Raw genomic sequence first — 23,412 nt, forward strand, 5'->3', positions numbered from 1 at the left:
TCAAAAACTAATTTGAACTTTTGCTTCTTTTATTTTTTCAAAAGGAATTAAAATTTCTTCTTTGCCAAATTGAAAGGTTAAATTTTCTCCTTCAATTTGTTTTAGTTTACCTTTTCGTTCTTTTGTTTCTTCTTCAATAATATATTTTATGCTAAATTCTCTATTGAGGTGTTTAGGATATTGTTTGAGATATTTCAAAGGTCTATCAACGCCCGGTGAAGAAACATCAAGTCTGTAATTACCAATTTTGTCCTCATTTAATTCAAAAAACTCATTAATTGCTCTGCTTATTGCAGCACAATCATCCGTTGACACACCGGGTTCACTATCAACAAATACTTCCAGAACAAGCTGACGCTCATTACCTCTAATGACTGTCTCTATAAAAAGAAAGTCAAGTGATTCAACGATGCGTTGAATTTCAGACTCGATATATTTTTTATTAATACTCATACAAATAAAAATCGCCCTCTAAGGGGCGAATTAAGAATATTAAATTTAACACTTATTAACGGAATTATCAAGAAATATGTTGTTTTGAAATGCCAGTTACTATTGATAACAGCATTACTTAATAAGTTGAATACTTAACGGATATTTGTAATTAAACCCATCATTTGCTTTTACGGCAGCAACGACAACGAGGATAAAATCAAAGAAGAAAAGTGCAATAAGTATTGGAATTCCAATTAAAATTATACTTAGCAACAATGCTGCGAAGGCATAAATTGAGACAGATATTTGAAAATTTAAGGATTCTTTCCCTTGTTCATCAACAAACGGATAAACATCTTTCTTGATCAACCAAACTACAAGCGGACCAATAATATTACCAAACGGAAAAATAAAAAAAGCAAATGCCGAAATGTGGCAGAACATACCCCACATTCTTTCATCTTTAGAAATTGATGTTTCCATAACTCCCCTTGTCATTCAAGCTAATTAAATTTTCCTTTATATTTCAAAATATGCTTTGGGAATTATAATGTCAATCAGGTAAGTAAATCAGTAAATGGATTATTTTTTTATAGGTTTTTAACATATTTGATATAATTGAAAAAAGTAAGTTCAATCATGCAAAGAATATCCTCAAAAATATTGATTCTAATTATTTTTATTAATTTTTCTTCGTATGCACAAACCGAGGATACACATATTTATGTAATCAAAAATTATTGGCACACCGGGATAATAATCCAGGTTGATAGCACAACAAAAAACGATATACGAGCTTTACAATACTTCGATAATTTTGATTTTGTTGATATTGGTTTTGGTGACCGTGTTTTTTATTTACATCCTTCAAATGATTATGTATTGGCTGCTAGAGCAATATTAGTCCCGACCGAAAGTACCATTAGAGTTGCGAAAACATATAACATGGAGGATGAATTAATTCGATGGAGTGATTATGTTTTAAAAATTAGGATGGATAGTCAATCTATTCTCAAACTTTGTGAATTTATAGACAAATCATTCAGCAAGGATAATCAAGAAATTTTAAGAATTATTGAAAAACGTCTTAATGGGAACATTATATTTTTTGAAGCGAATCCGAAATATCACTTATTCAATACTTGTAATACATGGGTTGCGGATGCTCTAAAATTTTCCGGTTTAGAGAATATTAATCCTTCCAATGTTGTTACATCAAAAGATTTGTTCGAAGAACTTTTGTTATATGCAGAGATATTAAAATTTGATGAAACTGATTCGATGTTCTAATCTTAAATTGATCACTTGAAAGTTCTACTCAAAATATATTTTGGTGCGTATAAGGTTAACGAAACTCCTCTAACAATCATAAAACTTATCATCGCTAACCATAAAGCATCGTTTCCAAGTATGTCAACTGTAAGGTAATAAATCGGAAGATAGAAAATTAGTACGCTTAACAACATTGAATTTCTCATCGGTTTAGTCGCTGTCGCTCCAATGAAAACTCCATCCCATATATAACAAATTGAATTTGTTAGCGGAGCAAGCAATGTCCAAATAAAATAGGCTGAAGCTAAATTAATTATTTCAGTCTTATCCGTATAAAACGCCAAAATTTCTCTATCGAGAAAGAAATAGATAATTGTGAGAATTACCCCAAGTCCAATTCCCCAAATGAAAGAGTATTTAATTGCTGATTGCAATTTTTGTTTATTACCTGCACCGATATATTTACCGACTAAACTTTCTGCTGCAAAAGCGAAACCATCAACACCGTACGAAAGAATCATCCAAAGTTGAAGAAGTATAGTATTCGCGGCAAGAATTTCTGTTCCTAACTCCGCAGAAACTGCTGTGAAAAATGTAAATGCAAAAATCAATGAGAGAGTTCGCAAGAAAATATCAAAATTAACTGAGAAGAATTTTTTGATTGGTTCTACATCCGTAATTTTCTTAATAATTAACGCTGCAGTAAATTCTCTATACTTTTTTAGGTAAAGAAATATCGCAAGTATTAATCCGAGGTACTGAGCAAATACTGTCCCAAGAGCAACGCCATCGACATTCATTCCATATCCATAAATAAACAAAAAATTGAATCCGATGTTCAAAACATTTACAACTACAGTTAATATTAACGGATACTTTGCATTTTGCATTCCAAGAAACCAACCATGGAATGCATATAGACCTAAAGTTGCGGGAGCCGCGAAAATTCTTATATCAAAATAATCTCTTGCATATTTTTCTACTTCCGGTTCTGTGGTAACCAGATAAAAGCTAATCTCTTTTATAAAATATTGTAATCCGAAAATCAAAATAGCTGCTGCAAAAGCAACAGATAAAGATCTTGCAAGAACGAGAATTATTTCTTCATCATTTTTTTTACCGAATGCTTGTGCGGTGAGACCTGTGGTTCCCATTCTAAGAAAACCAAAACCCCAGTAAACAAAATTGAATATCATTGAACCTATTGCTATTGCACCCAGGTATGACACTTTTTCAAGATGACCAACAATAGCCGTATCAACCGAGCTTAACAGCGGGACGGATAGATTGCTAAGAATATTAGGAATTGCAAGACGAAGTATTTTCTTGTTCATCACAAATTAATCAGTTGAATAAAGTGTCTTAGCTTTTTCAGCCGAGACTGTAATCCCTTTTATTAACGATGAACTAAATCCATGATGTTCCATTTGATTTAAACCGGCAATTGTACATCCCATTGGGGTTGTAACTTTATCAACTTCTCGTTCAGGATGATTTTTGTCTATTATTAACATTGACGCTGCACCCTTTGCAGTTTGTGCCGCCATGAACAATGCTTCTTCAGCATGAAAACCAATTTCAATTCCGCCTTGCGAGGCTGCTCTTACAGCTCTTAAGAAGAATGCAGTTCCGCATGCACACAAAGCGGTTGCCGGAACCATCAATTCTTCCTTAATTACAATTGTTTCACCAAGATTATTGAACAGTTCAACAGCAAGATCACACGCCCTTCTATCTTTCTCATCAGAAGATATGCATGTCATCGATTCACGAATTGCTATTGCTGTATTCGGCATTACTCTAACTACACGAATATTTTTACCAAACAATTTTTTTATCTGTTTTATTGAAACGCCGGAAACGATCGAAAAAATTATATGTCTTCGTGGGTTCACCAAATTCTTTATTTCAGAAATAAGCGAATTTAACTGTTGAGGAGTAACAGCAATTACAATAACGGAAGAATTCTTCACCGCTTCGACATTATTTGTAGATATATTAAAACCTTCCTTACGTGCATCAGATATAGCAGTTTTATTTCTTCGAGTAATTAGAATATCGCCCTTCTTGATTTTACCGGATGAACTCAGGCCTCTTGCTATCGCAAATCCAATATTACCACCGCCGAGTATTGCAATCTTATTTTGATTATTCATTTTGAATTCCTACTCAATATTTAAAGTTTCGCCTTCTGTTTTAGCAATCACAACTGCACCGCAACTATCACTCCAAACGTTAACAGTGGTTCGGAACATATCCAGAATTCTGTCGACGGCTAAGATCATTCCAATTCCTTCAAGTGGTAATCCGACTGCTGAGAGAACGACTGCCATCATAACCAGCCCCGCCATTGGGATTCCGGCTGCTCCTATAGAAGCAAGAAGAGCAGTTATTACAACTATTACCTGCTGCAAAATTGTTAAATCGAATCCATATGCTTGAGCAATAAACATAACCGCCACGCATTCATATAAAGCAGTTCCATCCATGTTAATTGTGGCGCCAAGCGGTAATGTAAAACTTGTAACTTTATTTGAGACACCGGAATTATGTTCGACAGCTTCCATTGTAAGCGGTAAAGTTGCATTTGAAGAAGATGTAGAAAATGCAGTAAGCAAAGGGGTAGTCATAGCTTTAAAATGTTCAAATGGTTTAACCCTACCAAAAATTTTTACTATCATCGGTAAAGTGACCATGCTATGAATAGAGAGTGCCAATAAAACTGCAACCATATAAACTCCCAAGCTAGCTGCAACTTCAATTAAGTTATGTGTAGTTGCAACCTGTTTAGCTACAATTCCCAAAATTCCAAGCGGTGTAAACTTTATTATGAACATTGTTATCTTCATCATCACTTCAAAAGTCGATGAGAAAAAATCTGTAAGCAATGATTGATATTTTTCTTCCACGCGTGTGATAAAATATCCAAATAATAATGCGAAGAAAATTATCGAAAGCATATCTCCATTTGTAAATGAAGTAAATACATTATCCGGGATGATTTTGAGAAGTGTATCACCAAAAGAATCTTGTGCAATATCCAAACCTTCGACTTGCTGACTTAAACCGAGGTCAGCGCCAATACCAGGTTTTAGTATATTAACAAAAAATAAACCGGTTACTATTGCAAACAAACTTGTTGACATGTAATAAATCATTGTCTTAGCACCAAGTCGACCAAGGCTGCTTGCATTACCAATATTTGTAACCCCGGAAATTATGGAACTAAGAATTAACGGTACAATTACCATTTTCAAAGCACGCAGAAATAAATCTCCCATCCACGCCACATATTCATAGTATTCTGGTATTGACAAACCATATATTATCCCAATTATTAATGCGATTAGTATTTGCCAATGTAATTTCAATTTGAGCATAATAATTCCAATTAATTATAAAAGATTACTAACAATCTCATCACATAATGAGTAGCCCTTCGGACTAAATTTAATAAAATTATCCTCTAATACTAAGAAACCATCTGAACTGTATTTATTAATTAATTCTTCCTTTTGAGTTAACCAGTTCCCGTCAAAATTACTTTTGTAATCATTTATATCTATTCCTTTACTTCTCAATGCTAACATAACGTATTCATCATGCCGCTGATCAGAAGTAAGTATTTCTGATCCGGCAATCGGTGAACCATTTTTCATTTTTTCTATATAAAAGTTTAACGATGAGTAATTCCACCAACGCTGTGAATTTATAAACGAATGTGCGGAAGTACCAAAACCGAGATAATCATGGTACCTCCAATATACGTTATTGTGCATACACTCCAATCCATCTTTAGCAAAGTTTGAAACTTCGTATTGCTTAAATCTTTTTTCTTCAAGTTGACTGATTGTGAATTCATAAAGATTAGCGTCATGATCGGAATCTTGCATTTGAACTTTACCATCAAGAACCATTTTATTGAGTATTGTTCCCTTCTCAAGAATTAAGCTATAGGCAGAAATATGTTTAATCGGAAGAGATGTGGCGATCTGAAGATTCTCATTCCAAATTTCTTTTGTTTGATTTGGCAAGTTGAATATTAAATCTATTGATATATTTTCAAAACCAGCATCTGCAGACGAATATACTGTATCAATTGCAGTTTTAGAATCATGTATTCTAGTTAGAAATTTTAGTTCACTTTCATTAAAGGATTGGATGCCGATACTTATTCTATTTATTCCAACTGATTTGAAAGCTTGCAGTTTATCTTTTGTCACCGTACCGGGATTCGTTTCTAGAGTAACTTCCACATCTTTACGTACATCGAATTTTACCTTGATTGATTCTATTATACGCCCGATATAATCCGGCTCCATGAATGAAGGAGTACCACCACCAAAAAAAATAGAAATTATTTCTCTGCCGGATGAATGTTCCAGACTTCTAAGTTCTATTTCTTTAAGTAAAGCATCCAAATAATTTTTTACATTATCATAGTTTATTATAGAATAGAAATCACAATAAATACATTTGTGATCACAAAAAGGAATATGAATATAAATTGCGGTTTGCTTCACTAATAAGAGTGTAATTTATTTCTATTGATTTGCAAATGTAATACAATAAACGATAAGAAGTAATTTGATATGTATAATTTTATGTCGAGTAAAAAAAATGGGCCGGTGATAAGCCGACCCACAAAAAACAATCTATAAAACTCCGAAAGACAACCCGGCGGTAATTGTTCCGCTTTTAGCTGCTTTATAATCAATGTTAAGATTAACAACTGCTAACTTAAATGAAAGACCGGCAGTAAATCCAACTGAGTTTTTACCATCGATGTCAAACTCTACTTTTACATCTTGTGGTCCAACTGGTGTGTCATAATTGTAATTATAACTTACTGTTGTCGTAGAACTTTCGGTTGTCAAGCCAAGGTAAGGTGTAACAGCAAAAACTCCACCAAATGTTTTGCTTGCATAAAGTCCAAATTGAGTTGCGTTACTTTCAAAAATATCTCCGACAGTTAGTTTTTGATAGTAACCACCGACACTCAGATCAACTGGCAATTTGTCTTGAAACCATACATTTGTGTTGTGGATTAAACCAAAACCAAAAAATTCGAATTTGCCAAGATCTTCAATATCCAAAGATGGAAACCATCTCAATACGAGATTTGTCCCCATTACAGTACCAAGTGTTAATTGAATATTAGCCGATGGTAAAAGCGTTAATCCATCAAGATAACCGTAAACATCTTCAATAACTTCTTCATAAGGTTGAACTTGTTGACCACCAACAGTTCCGCCGCCGAATCTTACTTTAAAATATTCATTTTCGGAACCAATAATTGTAGGTCCGCTAAATGTTACATCCCAATATTTTGAAAGTAACTCAGATTTTGCCGATTGATAACCGGGGGAACCGGGATTAATTCCAGAGTTTGCAAGAATAGCATCAGCTTGTTGAGAATTATATCTAAATGAACCACTTGAAGAAAAAGTTTCGTCATCGGATGAAAAAAATGTTCCGGTACCTACAACTCTCAATCTAGCTGTAAATCCAAATTTCACCGGAGCAGGTGGATAAGCGAACCAGCCGGAATTTAAATTAGAACCGAAACCACTTGTGATTGGTGCTACATATGCAGACGCTGCATCAGCAGAAAGATTTGAAAGTGTTTCATCCAAATTTTGTGATTTAATTGAGACAGCTAAAAATAGTACTGACAATAAAAGGATGTATCTTTTTTTCATTACTTCCTCATGTTGTGAATTAATTTCAAATTTATGCGAAATAGTTTTAATATCACTTGACGCTCATCAACTCTTTTGCACTTTTTAAATTAGCTTCGGTTATATTTTCGCCACCAAGTAATTTTGCAACTTCATGAATTTGTTCGTCTTCAGATAATAATTTAATCGATGTTGATGATCTATTTTCTTTTTCAATTTTCTGCACAAAATAATGATGATCGGCTAAACCTGCAATTTGTGGTAAATGAGTAATTGCAATTATCTGATGATGCCTTGATAATTCTTTTAATGATTGTCCGACTTTTTGAGCAATTCTACCGCTCACACCTGTATCAATTTCATCAAAAATTAGTAGCGGCAGTTTATCATTCTTAGCTAAATTCATTTTCATTGCTAGCATCACACGTGATACTTCACCACCAGATGCCACTTTTTGTAGCGGTTTAACATCTTCACCTAAATTTGTGGAAAGATAAAATTCAACTTTATCGGTTCCACGTGGGGTAAATTTAATTTTATTATTATCCAGTAAAATAAAATTTTCATCTGTCAACGAGGGTAACTCCTCATCAAACTTCACTTCAAAAATCGATTCGTTTATACCAAGATATTTTAGTGATTCTTCAATACCCTTTTTAATTTCTTTGGCGGCTTTTTTTCTCTTTATGGATATCTTCTTTGCAGTCTCACCGGCTTTGATTCTAAATTGTTTTAACTCATTTTCATAAATTTTCAATCTTTCATCAAAACCTTCCACCAAGTCAAACTCATCGCCTATTTTTTTTCTATGTTCAATAACGGCTGAAATCGAACCGCCATATTTTTTCTTAAGCGGGCCAAATGTTCCTAGACGATCTCTAATTTCTTTTAATCGTCCGGATTCGAGATCTATATTATCTTTATAACTTCTTACAAAATCTGCTACATCATTAATTTGCGTTAAAGCATTTTTCAGTTCATCTAATTTTTCAATGAATGATGAATCAATTTCCGAAAGTTCTTCTATTTGATTTTTTATTTCGCCAAGTTTATCATAAATCGATTCGTCAGATTCGTATAGTTCCGAAAAAATTGATGTAGTTAGTTCCAAAAGTCGTTCCGAGTTTTCAAGAATATTCAATTCATTTACTAATTCTTCCTCTTCACCTTCAATGGGATTTACAGAATCGATTTCTTTAATCTGGAATTCATATAATTCCTTTTTCTCTTTAAGTAACTTTTCTTTTTCCCTTAGTTCTCGAACTTCAGTTAAAATATTTTTTAAATCACTTATCTGTTTTTTGAATAAAGAAAGTTCTTCGTCCAATTCGGCAAAATCATCCAGCATTTCTATGTGAGTTTCTTTTCGTAATAATGATTGATGTTCATGTTGTCCATGCAAATCAACAAGTAAGAAACCGAGTTCTTTTATAAGGTTTAAGGGAACTGGGGTATCATTAATAAAACAACGATTAGTTCCTTTTAGAGAAATTTCTCTTCTGACGATCATTTCCGGCCAGAAGTCTATATCGTTTTCCTTTAGAATCTCTTCAAGCTTTTTATTTCCTTCAGCTTCAAAAATTCCCTCGACGATTGATTTCTCACTTCCTTTACGGACAACTTCGGTTGAAGCTCTATCACCGAGTAGTAAACTCATCGCGTCAATTAAAATTGACTTACCGGCACCGGTTTCACCGGTTATAATATTGAGTCCTTTTTCAAACTCAACATTAATTTTTTCAATTAATGCATAATCTTTTATTTGAAGGGATTTTATCATACACGAATATGAAGTAATTTGGCACTAAAGTTAAAACAAAAAAAACTCATTTTCAGTGCTAATTTGACTTTGAGGGGGTGAAGGTTTATATTTCGAATCCTATTTTGAAACGAAATTAAAGTTCTTATAAAAATTACATCGCGGGGTGGAGCAATTGGTAGCTCGTCGGGCTCATAACCCGAAGGTTGTAGGTTCAAGTCCTGCCCCCGCTACAAAAACTAAAATCCTCATTCATAAGAATGGGGATTTTTTGTTTTAAAGGAATATTCGATAGGGTTCATCCTAATTCATGTTTATATTCGATAACGAAGAGGAAAGCCAATTAACGAAGGTTGATCCAACCGAATAGATTCCAATAACCGCAATAACTACTCCTATTAACAGTAAAAAAATAATCAAATAATCATCGGTGTCTAAGTTTGATATGACTTTCATAAATCACTCCGAAGTTAATTTTTCAATTTCCCCCCGGAATAATTTGGAATGTAATTTACCTATATGGCAAAAATAATATAGCGAATGGATTAACTATGTGCAAGAATGATTTTTGTTAAAGAATTGCTTTAAAGTGCTTTTCCTTGGGGCGATTGATCATTTTGGTCAAACAGATCAATAATATCTTTTTGATGATCGTCTAGTTTTGTGATGTGTAACTCTGCTTCTCTTCTAAAGAATCCGGCTTCGTTTAGATTCTTATTTAAATCTTGGGCTTTTGCCAGATCCTTCTTGGCACCCTGATAGTCTTTCTGTTTTAATTTTATAAGACCTCGATTTAGGTAGGCAACATCATAATCTTCTTTTAATAAAATTGCTTTTGTATAATCGGCTTTAGCTGCTTCGTAGTTCTTTAATTCTTCATGTAATTTGGCACGTTGAAAATATAGTCTTTCCATGTGAGGTTTAAGCTTAAGAGCATGATTAATATCTTCTATTGCACCTTCAAAATCTTTTGAGTAAGATTTGTAAAAACTGCTGCTTAGCAATTCCTCGAAATCATCTATCTCTGGTTTCTTGTTGAAATCGAACTGCTTAAGAAATTTCTTCTTTTTATAGTAAAGAAATATAGACAGAAATATAATCGCGAGTACTAAAGCTGTCCCAAATATTTGTAATAGAATAACTTCCATCTTGTCCGATTTAATATTGAGTTGGAATATAATGAGAAAGATATAAATAGCAAACGTGAAATATCACATTAGAACAGAATCAACTTATGAAATCGGGAGGAATACCGGTAATTATTACTTATTTTAAAATGGTAATAGTTGCACATTATTGTACAAATGTTAACAAAAAATCAGCAGACTAAAATAAAAATGATGATTTTGAGTGAAAACTTGCTTGGCACTTTTCTTGTTAACTATAGAGAAAGCACCCTCAGAAAAAATTAGTGGTTCCCTCCCACTAACATGATGCCCTTAAAGGTGAGTCCAAAGACTCACCTTTTCTTTTAATAATCAATCGTAATTATTCTACCTGATGTAAATCCGAAGAAATCTTTTCCTTCAGCAATTTTCAATCCGGCGATTAAATCATACTGTGTGTGACCATGAGCTTCCAGACACATTTTGCAAACTGAAATCTGTACTCCGGATTTCACTAATTTATCGATCAAAGTACGTGATGCTTCAAAGTTCTTAAAACGAATACTCTCTTTATCTTTTAACATTGCAACTACACCATCGATATCTACGTAAACAAAAACAGCGTAGTCATGTGACATCTTTTCAGCAAATGTTAATGCCATTGAAACACGATGGGGATCATTGCTGGATATATGAACAAGAAATCCATCCTTTGCTAATAAAACATTTGATAGTGATAATAGTACAATACTAAATAGAAGTAGTGTTCTGAACATTTTCATTCATTCCTCCGTGAGGTTGTTGGTAGGTTGGTCTATCAATTATAACTAAACAATTTGCCATCATATCGTGTAGTGCTTGTTTCTTTTCTGTGAACGCAGCCATTATATAACCGATATTAAGAATTAAACCGGAAAGAATTTTCCCAAAATATCTGCCCGTTGCACGACCGAAAGAAATTCGATTTCCTTGTAAATCTGTTACCTTGATACCAAGCGCCATCTTACCTAAGGTGGCTTGTTTCTTAGAAGATTCCATCAAAGCAAAGTAAAGCCATTGTAAAATTATTGAGAACGCAACAATGATTAGTATGACAAATACAAAAGCAACTATAACTCCCGCTTTTACATCATCATCATAGTATTGAGCAAACGAAACATTTGAAAAATCTTCATAAGCGTCAAAATTCTCAAAAGCAAAAATTCCAAGTCCAAATATGATATAAACCGGTAAAAGAATAATAAATGTAACAGCCCCTATTAACAATTCGTCGATTAAATAAGCAACAAATCTTCTCCAAAATCCGGCATAGTTAAATTGTAAATTATCCATAACATCCTCTTTGTTTTATTCAGTGTAAAATAATCAAGTATAAGTTAGGACTCAATTAGTATTTCCGATCCGGGATCTGGCGCGTAAACTTTTGTATCCGGAAATTCTTTTAGTATGTTAAACCCGAACCAATCACGTGAACTATTTTCGCCATGAAGCAAAACTACTTCGTTTGGCTTATATTTTTTTACCAGATCGAAAATCTCAAGTCTGTTTGAATGAGACGGGAATGTGAATTTGTTAACTTCACATTTCATCTCTATCGATTCGGAATATTCTGTTAACTTAATCATTTCACCTTTGATTGCCGATGTTATTTTATGAGCCGGACTTTCATCGTCAACATATCCGACGAAAAATATTCCGAAATCATTTTGTCTAAGCCAATGTTTAGCGAGCTTAAACGAAGTTGTATTTTCGATCATCATTCCCGAAGCTGCAAGCACAATTCCCGGTTTTTTGTTGAAATGTGTGAAATCATTTATCTCCATCAAATTTTCTTGAGGAATATTTCCGAGCTCAAAATTTTTATCACGCACATTAACTTTGTACCGGTTTTTATCGTACACTTGCGAAATTTTCGATGCTATTCCCCCGGTGTAAATTGGGACCTCTGTTATATTTCCTTTCATCATTATTGAATAAATAATTGCAAGTATTTCCTGAGTCTTGCCGAGCGCGAAAACCGGAATTAAAACCGAACCGCCTTTTGAAATAATTTTATTTATTTCTTTTGCAAACCGTTTTTTTTCATCTTGAAGTGTAGGAATATTTTTTGTTGATAATGAACCGTATGTGGTTTCCGTTATCAAAGTATTGATTTGACCTTTTGGAAGTTGCGCACCATTCATTATTTGCTGAGGGGAAGTTTTTAAGTCTCCGGTATATAGATACGATCGATGTTTAAATTTAATATGGATAGATGCTGATCCTAAAATATGCCCGGCATCGTAAAACTTGACCCAAATCGGTTCAAGCGATTTATGTCGTAATCCCTTTAATTCAATTTCATCGGAATAATCGATTGCAACAATTGATTTAACGAGCATATCAATTTCTTCATGAGTATACAGAATCATTGATGGATCATTAAATTCTTTTTCAAGGATTGAAACAGAATTATGTAATGTTAAGTGTGCAATTTCTTGCGTTTGTGAAGTTGTGTAAATAATAACATGAGGAAATTTTTTGATCAGCAATGGAAGTGCACCGATATGATCTTGATGTGCATGAGAGATTAAAACATAATCAAGCGGAAGGTTTTCAATTAATTCAAATTTAGGAAGTGAGTCCATTCCTTTTTTCTTTGGATGGACACCGCAATCAAGCAGAAACCCAGATCCATCTATATTTAAATAGATACAACTGGCTCCGATATCATCAGCACCGCCAAGCGGTATGATCTTGATCATTAGCAGCTTTTTTTATTTTCTAAATAAGTTAAGTCTTTTCCCAGTTTTAATAGTTTACCTTCCGTAAACACTTCTTGAATTATTTCGAATAGTTCTCGCTCTTCTTTTCTCACATGCAATGAAATTAAATTCCCTAACTTATCCAAGTTAGTTTCTAGATTTTTTTCATTTCTGATGAGTTCAACTAGAACCGATATCTCTTGATGTTCGGAGATTATTTGTTCACAAAGTTTATCAATCTTTTCAGTCTTTCCTAAAACAAAGGGAATTAAAATCAGTTCCTCGGCTTCAAAATGCGGTACAAGATGATCTCTAAACGTAATCAAAGTATATTCACGCTTACCTTTGATATCAGTAGGCAAACCTTTATAAGCCGGTGCATCTTTCTTGATTAGTTGAGCAAGTAAAAGTGTGTCGTGATGTTGACGCGATAATGGTATTAAACTTTTATGTCTTTTCATAACTGGCTAATTCTTTTTCGCTTCTTCGTTCTCTATAAAGCTGACCAATTTCGGCACCAATTAAAAAAAGAATTGAAGAATAGTAAATCCAGAATGCAACGATAACAAGCAACGCATAAGTTCCATATATTCTATCTAATGTTGCAATATTTGTTATATAATATCCGAAAAGCTGTCTTGCGATTTCCCAAAATATTGTTGCCGTTAAAGCAGCAACAAAAGGAACACGTTTCCCAAGTTTTGCGTAAGGGATAAGCTTATAAAAAACATAGAACATCAATAAAATAATTAGCAATGAGCCAATCGAAAGCAGCCAATCTACTAGCGGGGTTAGCTGAAAAAATCTTAGGATTTCACTTTCGAGCGCAAAAGATGAGAGAATATTAATAGCCGGGAAGACTAACATAGAGAGAAGTAAGAAAACAATTAGAAGCAGAACCATTCCCAAATCTCTTAACTTTCCTATAAGTAGATGTTTGTCGTCTGTGAAATGAAAAATACTGTTTAATATTGTTCTCAGACTACTAAACAATCCGCTGGAAATGAATAATAAACCTCCGGCACCTATATAACCGGCTAAAGTTTTATATTCAATTACTTCGGGTACGCGAGACATAATAATTGCATGCATCTTTTTTGCGTATTCCGGATAAGGAATGATTGTATTTAAAATTGTAGTAAGTTGCTCCTCAACCGTTGCAGAATCCAAGAGATTTCCGAGAATCGAAAACATGATCAAAGTTAGCGGAATTATACTTGCAAAAAGTGAAAAGGCAATACCACCACCGGAAAGAAACAGATGATGGTGATCCATTCTATTATACAGTCCTATAGCGTAGTATTTAACTTCTTCAAAAAATCTTATTAAAGTATGAAGTGTAAGATATTTTTTTATACTCTTAATACTCATTCATCTTTGCAGAGATTGATTTATAATAAATATCTAGTAATTCCTTTAATTCAAATGTGATTTCCTTATTAACAGTAAACTTTTCTTTTGACGTTTTTCCTATCAATGTAAATTGAGTTGCTGAAGCATTTACAATTTTTTCAAATTCTTGTTGATGATCTTTTTTAACCGAAACAATTATCCTTGACTGAGTTTCGGAAAATAAACTAAAATCTTCTCTGAATTTTATTGGAATATCAACTTCAAGTCCAATTGGATTTTCGTCATCTAAAATTGCACATTCTGCTAAGGCTGTTATTATTCCCCCTTCAGATATGTCATGAGCAGACTGGATCAAACCGGCTTCAATTAATTCGAGAACCGTATTATGGAGGTCCTTTTCTTTTTGTAAATCTATCTTCGGACAGTTTCCTTCAACTTTTCCGTGAATAACTTTTAAATATTCACTTCCGCCGATTTCTTCATAGTCTTCACCTAATACATAAATTAAATCGTTAAGGTTTTTAAATTGAGCGGTAGTTACATCCGCAATATCTTCAATTAAACCAACCATCCCAATTACAGGTGTTGGGTAAACTGCTGCATCGGGACTTTCATTATAAAAACTAACATTTCCGCCGGTAACGGGAGTTTCAAAGAATCTGCATGCTTCACCCATTCCTTCAATAGCTTCTTTGAATGTCCAATAAATTTCAGGTTTGTAAGGATTACCAAAATTCAAACAATTTGTTATCGCGAGGGGTTTTCCACCACTACAAACAATATTTCGTGCGGATTCGGCAACAGCTATCTTTGCCCCCTCTTTGGGATTGAGATAAACATACCTTGAATTACAATCTGTTTTTGCTGCAATTGCTTTATTAGTTCCTTTGATAAAAATAACCGCTGAATCAGAACCGGGACCAACAATTGTATTTGTCCTTACCATTGAATCATATTGTTCATAAACCCATCTTTTAGATGCTATGTTTGGGGATGAAAGAACTTTCTTGAAAACTTCCTTTAAATCTTTAGGTTGATCTAATTTAGATAAATCAAAATTTTGTTTTTCTTTTATATAGTTCGGTTCTTTTATGTCTCGATGATAAACCGGAGCACCTCCGCCTAATGCTAGATCAAATGGGTTTACTTCGGCTTTTAATTCTCCGTGTTGAGTTACTTCTAAAACTTTTTTGTCGGTCACATAACCAATTATTTCACAATTTAGATCCCACTTCTCAAATGTTTTTATTATATCATTTTCGCAACCCTTTTTTGCAACAACCAACATACGCTCTTGGCTCTCGGATAACATAATTTCGTAGGCTGACATATCTGCTTCACGAAGAGGAACTTTATCAAGATTAACCTTCATTCCGGATTCGCCTTTGTCACTCATTTCAGAAGTTGAACAAGAGATACCTGCCGCACCCATATCTTGAATACCGATTATCCAATCATTTTTTATTATTTCTAATGTTGCTTCAAGTAACAATTTTTCTGTGAAAGGATCACCAACTTGTACGGACGGACGTTTTGCTTGCGATGCTTCGGAAATTTCCTCCGAAGCAAACGTAGCACCATGTATTCCGTCTCTACCCGTTGATGAACCGACTATCATAACCGGATTACCTTCACCTTTTGAAACCGCTGATGCTGTTTGATTATGCTTAACTAAACCGATCGCCATTGCATTTACCAGCGGGTTCCCTTTATAGCATTCATCAAAGTAAACTTCACCGCCAACCGTTGGAACACCAAAACTATTTCCGTAATCTCCGATTCCCTTTACTACTCCTTCAAACAAGTAACGAGTTCTTTTATCATCTAATGTTCCAAAACGAAGTGAGTTTAAAGCCGCAATTGGTCTTGCGCCCATTGTAAATATATCTCTCAAAATACCACCGACACCAGTAGCCGCACCTTGATAAGGTTCAACTGCCGATGGATGATTATGACTTTCAATTTTAAATGCAATAGCTAATCCGTCACCAATATCAACCAATCCGGCATTTTCTTCACCGGCACTAACTAACAATTTACCACCATCGCGTGGTAAAGTTTTTAATAAAGCAATAGAATTTTTATAGCTACAGTGTTCACTCCACATTACACTGAAAATACCAAGTTCTGTGAATGAAGGAGTTCTACCTAAGCGTTCACAAATCCAACCGTATTCTTCAGCGGTTAGCCCATGTTCTTTAGCAAGTTCTAAATTCACTTCCGGTTCTATCATATTTCTCTCGATAATGTCAAAATTAAATTGATTATAAATATAACACTTTTAAAACGCTTTGTTAAAATAAGGACAAAAGGTAAATTGATTTCCGAGATAAACCTTTCTATTTTTCACTCGTCTCAAGATAAAAACCTTCTTAATTATGTTGGAATTTACATGAAATCAAATTTAAACTACGATAAGTATTGGATAGCCGGCGGAATTATTATTATCATTCTAATGTTTTTCATATTCCCTTCCTCTCCATACAGTTCGGTTGATTTTCGATTAACACGTTCCGAAGCAATCAAAATTGCAAAAGATTATTTGAGCGATAAAGATATTGATTTTTCATCATACTCAGTTGAGGGATTTGTTGCCGAGCAATCAACAGTAAATAAGTATTTAAGTAAAACTCTTGGTAATGAAGAGTACTCAAAATTACTTAATGACCCAGACTGGAATTTATTTGGATGGACTATTTTTTTCCATCAAAATATATCCGGTGATATACCTCAGACCACCTATACTATACATGTCTCAAACAGCGGAAGAATTTCAGCTTATGAACGGGAAATCCCGGATTCATTGTCCTCACCCTCACTTGATAAGCAATCCGCATTAGATTTAATGACGGAAACTATTAATAATAACTTTCCAATTGATTTATCCGAGTATGAATTAAAGGAAAGTCGCGAAGAAAATTATTCAAACAGAACCGATCACGATTTTATATGGAAGAGAACTAACGAAATTGTTCCGGGCGAAATGGTTGTGAGAGGAAAAATTCAAGGTAATCAAGCCGGACAGTATAGTGTATCATTTCTTGTACCTGAATCTGATAGAGGTATGTTTGATACAGGTGAGGCAGTGTTTGGTACTGTCTCTGTAATCTTTGTTGCATTCTTAATGGTATTTGCATTGTATTATTTTCTAAAGAAGTATCATCAGGGTGAAATATGGATAAATGTTGGTCGTTCATTGTTTGTTATATATTTTCTTGTAACGCTATTGGTCATAATTAACGAATGGCCGAATATAGGTTTAGGTGTTCAGATAGGCAGTCTCAATTTTTTTGCGGTTAAGTTTATTGTAGTAGTCTTAAACGGTTTGCTTTTACAATTCTTACTTGCCTTAATGGTATTTGCAACTTGGTCTGTAAGTGAATCATATGCCAGAGAATTTTGGTCTGAAAAGTTGAATGGAACAGATTCCATAATTAAAAGGCACATCTTCACTCTTTCGGCAGGTACTAGTTTATTGAGAGGATTGATAATTGGATTAGGTATTTCACTACTATATCTAATTGCTTCGATATCACTTAATGAACCCGGATCAAAAATATTCTTTAGTCCTGTTGCTAGTTTTGATGTATTTTATGGCTTCATGCCTTTTATCTCAATTGTTGGTGAAGCATTTATAGAAGCTACTTTAGGCGGAATTGTAGTGACATTTTTTATTGCCAGTTTAACTTTTTCTAAATGGAGAAAAAAATGGCTGTCAATTTTATTTGTCGGTGTATCTACCATAGCCTTCACTGTAGTTGCATCAACACCTCCGTCGGTTAATAATTTTTTAACAAATCTTCTATTTGGATTTTTATTTGGAATATTGATCGCATATTTATTCTTCAAATTTGATTTGCTAACAATATTAGCTGCGCTTTTTTATTCGGCATTAACTTTTGATTTCTTTACTTTGTTTAGTTCTTCTGCAAAGTTTTTTGAAATTAATTCATACTTAGTATTTATTCTGTTTGCCGCAGTTCCAGCCATTTATATTATTAGCCGAATCAAAAAAGAAAAATTTGTTTTGGAAGACTACGGTTTACCATCTCATATTGAAAAAATTTCCGAGCGGGAAAGATTAAAAAAAGAAATGGAAATTGCCGCGAAGGTTCAACTAAGCTTACTACCAAAAGAACAGCCGGCGATTGAAGGATATGACATAGCCAGCCTCAGCATACCGGCGAAAGAAGCCGGCGGTGATTATTATGATTATGTTAAACTAAGTGATGGAAGACTTGGTATTGCAATCGGGGATGTTTCCGGTAAAGGTGTGGGTGCGGCAATTTATATGACGCTAACAAAAGGAATATTGCAAGCTCATGCCGAAGAAAACGTTTCTCCGAAAGTTGTTTTAGGTAAAGTAAATAGACTGCTTTATAAAACAATCGAAAAGAATTCATTTGTAAGTATGTTCTATGCTATACTTGATGTTAGAAATCATTCTTTGCTGTACTCTAGAGCGGGACATAATCCCGGTATATTCTGCAGTTTTGAAAAACAAGATTCAAAATTGCTAATGAGCAAAGGTATTGCACTTGGATTAGAAGAAGGAAAAGTTTTTCAAGAAACATTAAACGAAGACACAATTCAATTGAAGAACGGTGACGTTGTAGTTTTTTATACAGATGGGTTTACAGAAGCAATGAATCATAAGATTGAACTGTACGGCGAAAAACGTTTGATAGATTTGATTCAACAGAATAGAGAAAAACAAGCAAACGAAATTTTAAATCTTATTCTAAAAGATGTGCATAAATTCACGAAAGATTATCCTCAGCACGATGATATGACCTTGGTTATTTTAAAGAGGAACTAAGAAACACACGAGAGTAATTCGTAAAAATTAATTGTTCCAATTACTAGTTTCTTTTATCTATTTCGGATACTGTGTATTATTACTTAATGATTTTCCCCACAATTTTATTTTTACCTACCGCTTAATGAAATAACTTTTACTAAATTTCATAGTCAAATTTTTCTTTATTCTTATTGGAGGTAATAATGGCTGTAATGATCACTGACGAATGTATCGCTTGTAACGCTTGCGAACCTGAATGTCCAAACAATGCAATTTACGATGCCGGAGTAAAATGGGATTTAGCCGGTGAAGAACACGATGCACTTAATGATGAACACACTTATATTGTTCCGGAAAAATGCACAGAATGTGTCGGCTTTTACGATGAACCACAATGTATAGAAGCTTGTCCAACTGAAGCTATTGTAATGGATCCAGACAGAGTTGAATCTAAAGAAGACTTAATGAAAAAGAAAGAGCACTTAGACGAGGTTGGTAGATAAATTTTAACGCTTAAAAAACTTTTTAATTTTACCTACAATCTCATTTAAGAATGTCTGTTTCGAAGATTCAAAGTTCTTTTTAAATTGGATATTCACTTCACTTCGGCGGGATATTATCTCGCCGAATTCATTTATTACATCTTCCCTAGCATCAATAATCTTAGAGATATTTTCTTTTGTAATTTCGTAAACAAGAACATCTGTTGCAGCTATAACAGTTGCACTTCTTTTATCACCTGTCATTAATGACATCTCACCGAAAAAATCACCTGGTGTTAATCTGCCCACTTTGATTTGATGACTATCTTTTGAATTTATAAACACATCAAGTAACCCTTCGATCACAATAAACATCGAATCACCATCTTCATTTTGTTTTATGAGTATATCACCCGAGATAAATTCTTTCTCTATAATATGCGTGGCAAGATCGGTTAACTCATCTTCATTTAGTGAATCGAATAAGTCTACATTACTAATTATTTTTTTGATATCGTTATTTTGTACTCCTAAAGTTTGGGAATCTACTATTTTAGTAAGTTGAATTTCTTCTTTAGGATATGATAAAGTCAGTCCACTACGACCCAAATATTCAATTACAGTAGATGTAATTTTATCAATAGCATTTGATGGAGGAATTTTTTCCCAAGGAATTATCCAAAAATAAATTGAATATTTAACTCCATACTCAACAACTTCTCTAATAATAACTTCAGGTTCGGGTGAGTCCAGAAAAAATTCTTCTTCAATAGCTTGCTTTGCGGCGGATTTTAAAATTCTTTTAACTCTATTCGGCGATATTGAATGATCAATAATAAAATTTACTTCAAAACGCGCTTCCTTTCCGCTTCCCCAATAATTCTCAATTGCAAAATCTGCTAAACTACTTTGGGAAATTGTAACGATGTTATTGTTTTCTGTTTTTAGTTTCAGATTTTTTCTATCGATATCAGTTACTTCACCTACTAATTCAGTATCCGAATTTATGGCTTTCAATTTTATCCAATCACCAATGTTAAAAGCAGAGGAGTTTGATAGAAAAACAGTTCTTAAATAACAGATTGAATATGGTCTTAACAGCGTTCCAATAAAAGTTGCAATTAATGCAACTGCATATAAATTGTAGGAAGGTTCAATTCCAAAATAGTTCACTAATATTAAAACAATTATTATCGCATAAACCAGTACGGATAAAAAGTCTTTAATTTTATGAAGAACTAAATCGCCAACGGGAATTTTATTAATGCCTCCCCAAAAGAATTTATTTACTATAGTGTTAAAAAGAAATGCTGTAGAAAACCAAAAACTTATATGAATAATTAAATATAATATTCTATCGATAGTTGTTTCCGTATTTACTTCTTTGAAATAGAAAACATCGGTAACAACTAAGAATAATAAAACAATGCAGATGAGTAGAGGAAGTCCAAGGTTAATAGATTTTGGAAAAGTCATTTGCCCACCAATATAAATAGACACCGAAGTATTATAAATAATTTTTAGATGAGTTGCACTAAGATTTTTTTGATGTGTTTTTCAAGTTTAGAAATTCATCCCAAATTTTATAAAGTTCAAAAGTTGCACGAATATCCTGCCCGCAATAAACTGCAATTTCTTTTATGCGTCCGGCTTCATACAACTGTTTAACATCCATCCCGGTTACGCCCTTTGATTTGGGAGATTCGATACCGAATGATTTGCAATAAAAGTCCAAATTAAACTTTTTTATTAATCCATAAAACGTGAATTGCTCCAGAAGATCGATATGCTTTGATGTATCAAATCTATTCCCGAGAAAATTCACACTAGGCTTAATTTTCTTGATTGCTGAACGTAACATTAAAAAAGGTATATCAAAATTTCTTCCGTTGAACGAAATAAATCTATCTACTTTGGATGCATATTGCCAAAATGTCGTGAGCATTTCATCTTCACTTTGTGCTTTATAAACAACATGTTCATCATCTGAAATAACATTCTTTTCATCAGTTTCACTTTCATAAAGAACTAAAGCTTTTTCCATTTCTGTATGATATAATCCTATTGCAATTACTTTAGCTGTGAATGGATACAGACTTAGATATCGGATTGCTTCATCAACTTTTTGTTCACGAATCTCTTTATCCAGTTCTTTTTCTGCATAGCGAAGGAGATATTCTTTTTGGGAATCGGGAAGAGAATTGAAATCGCATCCAACAGTTTCGATGTCAAATACTAATTGCATAACAACTTCCTTTATTAAAGAATAAAAGAAGTTAAGTTATATCCTTTAAAATATCCACATTTTTTTCGTGGGCCTTAACTGCATCGTAAAATTCTTGTGGCAGAGGAATCGGTTTTTGATTTAATTTGTCGATATGAACTACCACACCACCGCCGGAGGCTATTATTTTTCCGGTTGATACTTTTTGAACAACATGTTCGTAACCATAACTGGAATTTTTAATGAAGTTTATACGAGTATAGATTATCAATTCATCATCGAGGTGAGCTGATTCATAATAATCACAATAGTTATGAACCATTATAAAAAATGAATTACCTTGAAGAAATTCTTTGAAGTTATACTTCGCTTTCAAGTCATTAACATATTTGAGTCTTCCGTCTTCAAAATAGTTGAAATAAACTGCGTTGTTGCATACACCTAACAGGTCAACTTCATGAAACTTAACTTGCTCTTTTGTTTGATGTGAAAAGTTCTTTATATCGATTTCTTTCTTACTCATACTCTTAATCTAACTCTAAATTTGTTCTAAAATTTCTTTTGCTTTTTCAATTTGATCAAACGTTACATCCATATGTGTGACCGCTCTAATCCAACCGACATTTCCGACAGATAGAATTAATCCTTTACCTTTGGCTTTTTCTAAAATATCTTCCACGGTATTATTTTTTGGTTTGAAGACAATAATGTTTGTCTGAACCCTTTCCAATTCGATTTCATATTTATCTGATGCGTTTAAGAATTCAGCCAAGTTTTTAGCTTTTTGATGATCTTCTTGTAATCTATCAATATTATTTTTGAGAGCAAATAATCCGGCGGCAGCGATAACACCGACTTGACGCATACCTCCGCCCCAAGCTTTACGAATTCGAAATGCTTCTTTTATAAAATCTTTTGTCCCGGCAATTACAGAACCGATAGGTGCGCCTAAACCTTTTGAAAGACAACAAGAAACCGAATCAAAGTACGAAGCATATTTACTTGGACTAATACCAGTCGCTACAGAAGCATTCCAAATTCTAGCTCCGTCCAAATGAAAAAATAAATTATATTTTTTAGCGAGCTGGCTTAATGCCGCAATATTTTCGATTGGATTTATTGTACCGCCGGCACGGTTGTGTGTGTTTTCTACTTCAATAACTCTTGATCTCGGCATATAATATGCACTCGTCGGACGAATAAGAGGCTCAATTTGCTCCGGCGTAAATACACCACGTTTACCTTCAACCTGTAAAAGTTGTATGCCGCTTAGTGCAGCAGGCGAACCGGATTCGTATTGAAAAATATGTGCATCCTTTTCACAAATTACTTCATCCATCGGCTGTGTTAGCACATTTAAACAAATTTGATTTCCCATCACTCCGCTTGGGACAAAGAGAGCAGCTTCTTTACCGAGTAATTCGGCAGCATATCTTTCTAATTCATTTGCGGTTGGATCTTCTTTGTAAACATCGTCACCCAATTCGGCATCATACATTGCTTTAAGCATTTCTTTTGATGGCTTTGTTACAGTATCACTTCTTAAATCGATCAT

The 23,412-nt window shown here is 33.7% G+C and carries 23 protein-coding genes and 1 tRNA gene; 4 read left to right on the plus strand and 20 right to left on the minus strand.

The window, feature by feature from the left end:
* Both QY331_11935 and QY331_11940 read right to left on the minus strand, forming a co-directional pair.
* A complete protein-coding gene (locus QY331_11935; protein WKZ68660.1) occupies positions 1 to 453 on the minus strand; it encodes a hypothetical protein in 453 nt (150 codons plus the stop codon).
* A 114-nt stretch (positions 454 to 567) separates the two neighbouring features.
* Positions 568 to 918: a DUF4870 domain-containing protein gene (locus tag QY331_11940; protein ID WKZ68661.1), complete on the minus strand. Its 351-nt coding sequence runs from the start codon at positions 916 to 918 to the stop codon at positions 568 to 570.
* Positions 919 to 1,074: 156 nt separating this feature from the next.
* On the opposite strand from QY331_11940, the gene QY331_11945 reads away from it, so the two are divergent.
* Positions 1,075 to 1,725, plus strand: a complete 651-nt coding sequence (locus tag QY331_11945) for a DUF2459 domain-containing protein (GenBank protein ID WKZ68662.1) — start codon at positions 1,075 to 1,077, stop codon at positions 1,723 to 1,725.
* A gap of 11 nt (positions 1,726 to 1,736) precedes the next feature.
* On the opposite strand, the gene QY331_11950 is transcribed toward QY331_11945, so the two are convergent.
* From QY331_11950 to recN, 6 genes are all read right to left on the minus strand, one after another.
* Positions 1,737 to 3,041 (minus strand): MATE family efflux transporter, encoded by a 1,305-nt coding sequence (locus QY331_11950; protein ID WKZ68663.1) that lies wholly within the window; start codon positions 3,039 to 3,041, stop codon positions 1,737 to 1,739.
* Between the two features lie 6 nt (positions 3,042 to 3,047).
* A complete protein-coding gene (proC, locus tag QY331_11955; GenBank protein WKZ68664.1) occupies positions 3,048 to 3,863 on the minus strand; it encodes a pyrroline-5-carboxylate reductase in 816 nt (271 codons plus the stop codon).
* Positions 3,864 to 3,872: 9 nt separating this feature from the next.
* A complete protein-coding gene (locus tag QY331_11960) occupies positions 3,873 to 5,087 on the minus strand; it encodes a dicarboxylate/amino acid:cation symporter (GenBank protein ID WKZ68665.1) in 1,215 nt (404 codons plus the stop codon).
* A 15-nt stretch (positions 5,088 to 5,102) separates the two neighbouring features.
* Positions 5,103 to 6,230 (minus strand): radical SAM family heme chaperone HemW, encoded by a 1,128-nt coding sequence (gene hemW, locus QY331_11965; protein WKZ68666.1) that lies wholly within the window; start codon positions 6,228 to 6,230, stop codon positions 5,103 to 5,105.
* 132 nt (positions 6,231 to 6,362) lie between these two features.
* Positions 6,363 to 7,409 (minus strand): hypothetical protein, encoded by a 1,047-nt coding sequence (locus QY331_11970; protein ID WKZ68667.1) that lies wholly within the window; start codon positions 7,407 to 7,409, stop codon positions 6,363 to 6,365.
* Positions 7,410 to 7,461: 52 nt separating this feature from the next.
* Positions 7,462 to 9,168, minus strand: a complete 1,707-nt coding sequence (gene recN / locus QY331_11975) for a DNA repair protein RecN (protein ID WKZ68668.1) — start codon at positions 9,166 to 9,168, stop codon at positions 7,462 to 7,464.
* 139 nt (positions 9,169 to 9,307) lie between these two features.
* Between recN and QY331_11980 the strand changes: the two genes are divergently transcribed.
* Positions 9,308 to 9,380 (plus strand) — tRNA-Met (locus tag QY331_11980).
* Positions 9,381 to 9,450: 70 nt separating this feature from the next.
* On the opposite strand, the gene QY331_11985 is transcribed toward QY331_11980, so the two are convergent.
* From QY331_11985 to purL, 8 genes are all read right to left on the minus strand, one after another.
* Positions 9,451 to 9,603 carry a hypothetical protein gene (locus QY331_11985; GenBank protein ID WKZ68669.1) on the minus strand — a complete coding sequence of 51 codons (153 nt, stop codon included), beginning with the start codon at positions 9,601 to 9,603 and terminating at the stop codon, positions 9,451 to 9,453.
* Positions 9,604 to 9,731: 128 nt separating this feature from the next.
* Complete coding sequence (locus QY331_11990) at positions 9,732 to 10,295, minus strand: hypothetical protein (GenBank protein WKZ68670.1); 564 nt, start codon at positions 10,293 to 10,295, stop codon at positions 9,732 to 9,734.
* A 323-nt stretch (positions 10,296 to 10,618) separates the two neighbouring features.
* Complete coding sequence (locus QY331_11995) at positions 10,619 to 11,035, minus strand: DsrE family protein (GenBank protein WKZ68671.1); 417 nt, start codon at positions 11,033 to 11,035, stop codon at positions 10,619 to 10,621.
* Positions 11,004 to 11,585, minus strand: a complete 582-nt coding sequence (locus tag QY331_12000; GenBank protein ID WKZ68672.1) for an RDD family protein — start codon at positions 11,583 to 11,585, stop codon at positions 11,004 to 11,006. The genes QY331_11995 and QY331_12000 overlap by 32 nt, the downstream gene beginning before the upstream one ends.
* Before the next feature lie 44 nt (positions 11,586 to 11,629).
* On the minus strand, positions 11,630 to 12,997 hold the full coding sequence (locus tag QY331_12005) for an MBL fold metallo-hydrolase (GenBank protein ID WKZ68673.1): 1,368 nt from the start codon (positions 12,995 to 12,997) through the stop codon (positions 11,630 to 11,632).
* A complete protein-coding gene (locus tag QY331_12010; GenBank protein WKZ68674.1) occupies positions 12,997 to 13,458 on the minus strand; it encodes a hemerythrin domain-containing protein in 462 nt (153 codons plus the stop codon). The genes QY331_12005 and QY331_12010 overlap by 1 nt, the downstream gene beginning before the upstream one ends.
* Entirely contained in the window at positions 13,445 to 14,368 is a 924-nt protein-coding gene (locus tag QY331_12015) for a YihY/virulence factor BrkB family protein (GenBank protein WKZ68675.1), read from the minus strand. Before QY331_12015 ends, QY331_12010 begins: the two co-directional genes overlap by 14 nt.
* A complete protein-coding gene (gene purL / locus QY331_12020; GenBank protein ID WKZ68676.1) occupies positions 14,358 to 16,583 on the minus strand; it encodes a phosphoribosylformylglycinamidine synthase subunit PurL in 2,226 nt (741 codons plus the stop codon). Before purL ends, QY331_12015 begins: the two co-directional genes overlap by 11 nt.
* 159 nt (positions 16,584 to 16,742) lie before the next feature.
* On the opposite strand from purL, the gene QY331_12025 reads away from it, so the two are divergent.
* Positions 16,743 to 19,169, plus strand: a complete 2,427-nt coding sequence (locus QY331_12025; protein WKZ68677.1) for a SpoIIE family protein phosphatase — start codon at positions 16,743 to 16,745, stop codon at positions 19,167 to 19,169.
* 185 nt (positions 19,170 to 19,354) lie between these two features.
* Entirely contained in the window at positions 19,355 to 19,654 is a 300-nt protein-coding gene (locus QY331_12030; protein ID WKZ68678.1) for a 4Fe-4S dicluster domain-containing protein, read from the plus strand.
* 3 nt (positions 19,655 to 19,657) lie between these two features.
* Here QY331_12030 and QY331_12035 read toward each other — a convergent pair whose 3' ends face one another.
* The 4 genes from QY331_12035 to QY331_12050 are packed head-to-tail and all read right to left on the minus strand — an operon-like array spanning position 19,658 to position 23,412.
* Positions 19,658 to 21,109 carry a mechanosensitive ion channel family protein gene (locus QY331_12035; protein WKZ68679.1) on the minus strand — a complete coding sequence of 484 codons (1,452 nt, stop codon included), beginning with the start codon at positions 21,107 to 21,109 and terminating at the stop codon, positions 19,658 to 19,660.
* Between the two features lie 58 nt (positions 21,110 to 21,167).
* Positions 21,168 to 21,878 (minus strand): ribonuclease H-like domain-containing protein, encoded by a 711-nt coding sequence (locus QY331_12040; protein WKZ68680.1) that lies wholly within the window; start codon positions 21,876 to 21,878, stop codon positions 21,168 to 21,170.
* A gap of 31 nt (positions 21,879 to 21,909) precedes the next feature.
* On the minus strand, positions 21,910 to 22,380 hold the full coding sequence (locus tag QY331_12045) for a thioesterase family protein (protein ID WKZ68681.1): 471 nt from the start codon (positions 22,378 to 22,380) through the stop codon (positions 21,910 to 21,912).
* Positions 22,381 to 22,395: 15 nt separating this feature from the next.
* Entirely contained in the window at positions 22,396 to 23,412 is a 1,017-nt protein-coding gene (locus QY331_12050; GenBank protein ID WKZ68682.1) for a GntG family PLP-dependent aldolase, read from the minus strand.

The sequence above is a fragment of the Melioribacteraceae bacterium genome, from assembly GCA_030584085.1.
Taxonomy (GTDB): domain Bacteria; phylum Bacteroidota; class Ignavibacteria; order Ignavibacteriales; family Melioribacteraceae; genus SURF-28.

Excerpts from the sequence above, each read along its gene's own strand:
- purL (WKZ68676.1), bottom strand. The coding sequence starts at position 16,583 with ATGATAGAACCGGAAGTGAATTTAGAACTTGCTAAAGAACATGGGCTA.
- proC (WKZ68664.1), bottom strand. The coding sequence starts at position 3,863 with ATGAATAATCAAAATAAGATTGCAATACTCGGCGGTGGTAATATTGGA.
- QY331_12015 (WKZ68675.1), bottom strand. The coding sequence starts at position 14,368 with ATGAGTATTAAGAGTATAAAAAAATATCTTACACTTCATACTTTAATA.
- QY331_11950 (WKZ68663.1), bottom strand. The coding sequence starts at position 3,041 with ATGAACAAGAAAATACTTCGTCTTGCAATTCCTAATATTCTTAGCAAT.
- QY331_12045 (WKZ68681.1), bottom strand. The coding sequence starts at position 22,380 with ATGAGTAAGAAAGAAATCGATATAAAGAACTTTTCACATCAAACAAAA.
- QY331_11935 (WKZ68660.1), bottom strand. The coding sequence starts at position 453 with ATGAGTATTAATAAAAAATATATCGAGTCTGAAATTCAACGCATCGTT.
- QY331_11990 (WKZ68670.1), bottom strand. The coding sequence starts at position 10,295 with ATGGAAGTTATTCTATTACAAATATTTGGGACAGCTTTAGTACTCGCG.
- QY331_12010 (WKZ68674.1), bottom strand. The coding sequence starts at position 13,458 with ATGAAAAGACATAAAAGTTTAATACCATTATCGCGTCAACATCACGAC.
- QY331_12035 (WKZ68679.1), bottom strand. The coding sequence starts at position 21,109 with ATGACTTTTCCAAAATCTATTAACCTTGGACTTCCTCTACTCATCTGC.
- QY331_12025 (WKZ68677.1), top strand. The coding sequence starts at position 16,743 with ATGAAATCAAATTTAAACTACGATAAGTATTGGATAGCCGGCGGAATT.
- QY331_12050 (WKZ68682.1), bottom strand. The coding sequence starts at position 23,412 with ATGATCGATTTAAGAAGTGATACTGTAACAAAGCCATCAAAAGAAATG.
- QY331_11970 (WKZ68667.1), bottom strand. The coding sequence starts at position 7,409 with ATGAAAAAAAGATACATCCTTTTATTGTCAGTACTATTTTTAGCTGTC.
- recN (WKZ68668.1), bottom strand. The coding sequence starts at position 9,168 with ATGATAAAATCCCTTCAAATAAAAGATTATGCATTAATTGAAAAAATT.
- QY331_12030 (WKZ68678.1), top strand. The coding sequence starts at position 19,355 with ATGGCTGTAATGATCACTGACGAATGTATCGCTTGTAACGCTTGCGAA.
- QY331_11995 (WKZ68671.1), bottom strand. The coding sequence starts at position 11,035 with ATGAAAATGTTCAGAACACTACTTCTATTTAGTATTGTACTATTATCA.
- QY331_11985 (WKZ68669.1), bottom strand. The coding sequence starts at position 9,603 with ATGAAAGTCATATCAAACTTAGACACCGATGATTATTTGATTATTTTT.
- QY331_11940 (WKZ68661.1), bottom strand. The coding sequence starts at position 918 with ATGGAAACATCAATTTCTAAAGATGAAAGAATGTGGGGTATGTTCTGC.
- QY331_11945 (WKZ68662.1), top strand. The coding sequence starts at position 1,075 with ATGCAAAGAATATCCTCAAAAATATTGATTCTAATTATTTTTATTAAT.
- QY331_12000 (WKZ68672.1), bottom strand. The coding sequence starts at position 11,585 with ATGGATAATTTACAATTTAACTATGCCGGATTTTGGAGAAGATTTGTT.
- QY331_12040 (WKZ68680.1), bottom strand. The coding sequence starts at position 21,878 with ATGCAATTAGTATTTGACATCGAAACTGTTGGATGCGATTTCAATTCT.
- QY331_12005 (WKZ68673.1), bottom strand. The coding sequence starts at position 12,997 with ATGATCAAGATCATACCGCTTGGCGGTGCTGATGATATCGGAGCCAGT.
- QY331_11960 (WKZ68665.1), bottom strand. The coding sequence starts at position 5,087 with ATGCTCAAATTGAAATTACATTGGCAAATACTAATCGCATTAATAATT.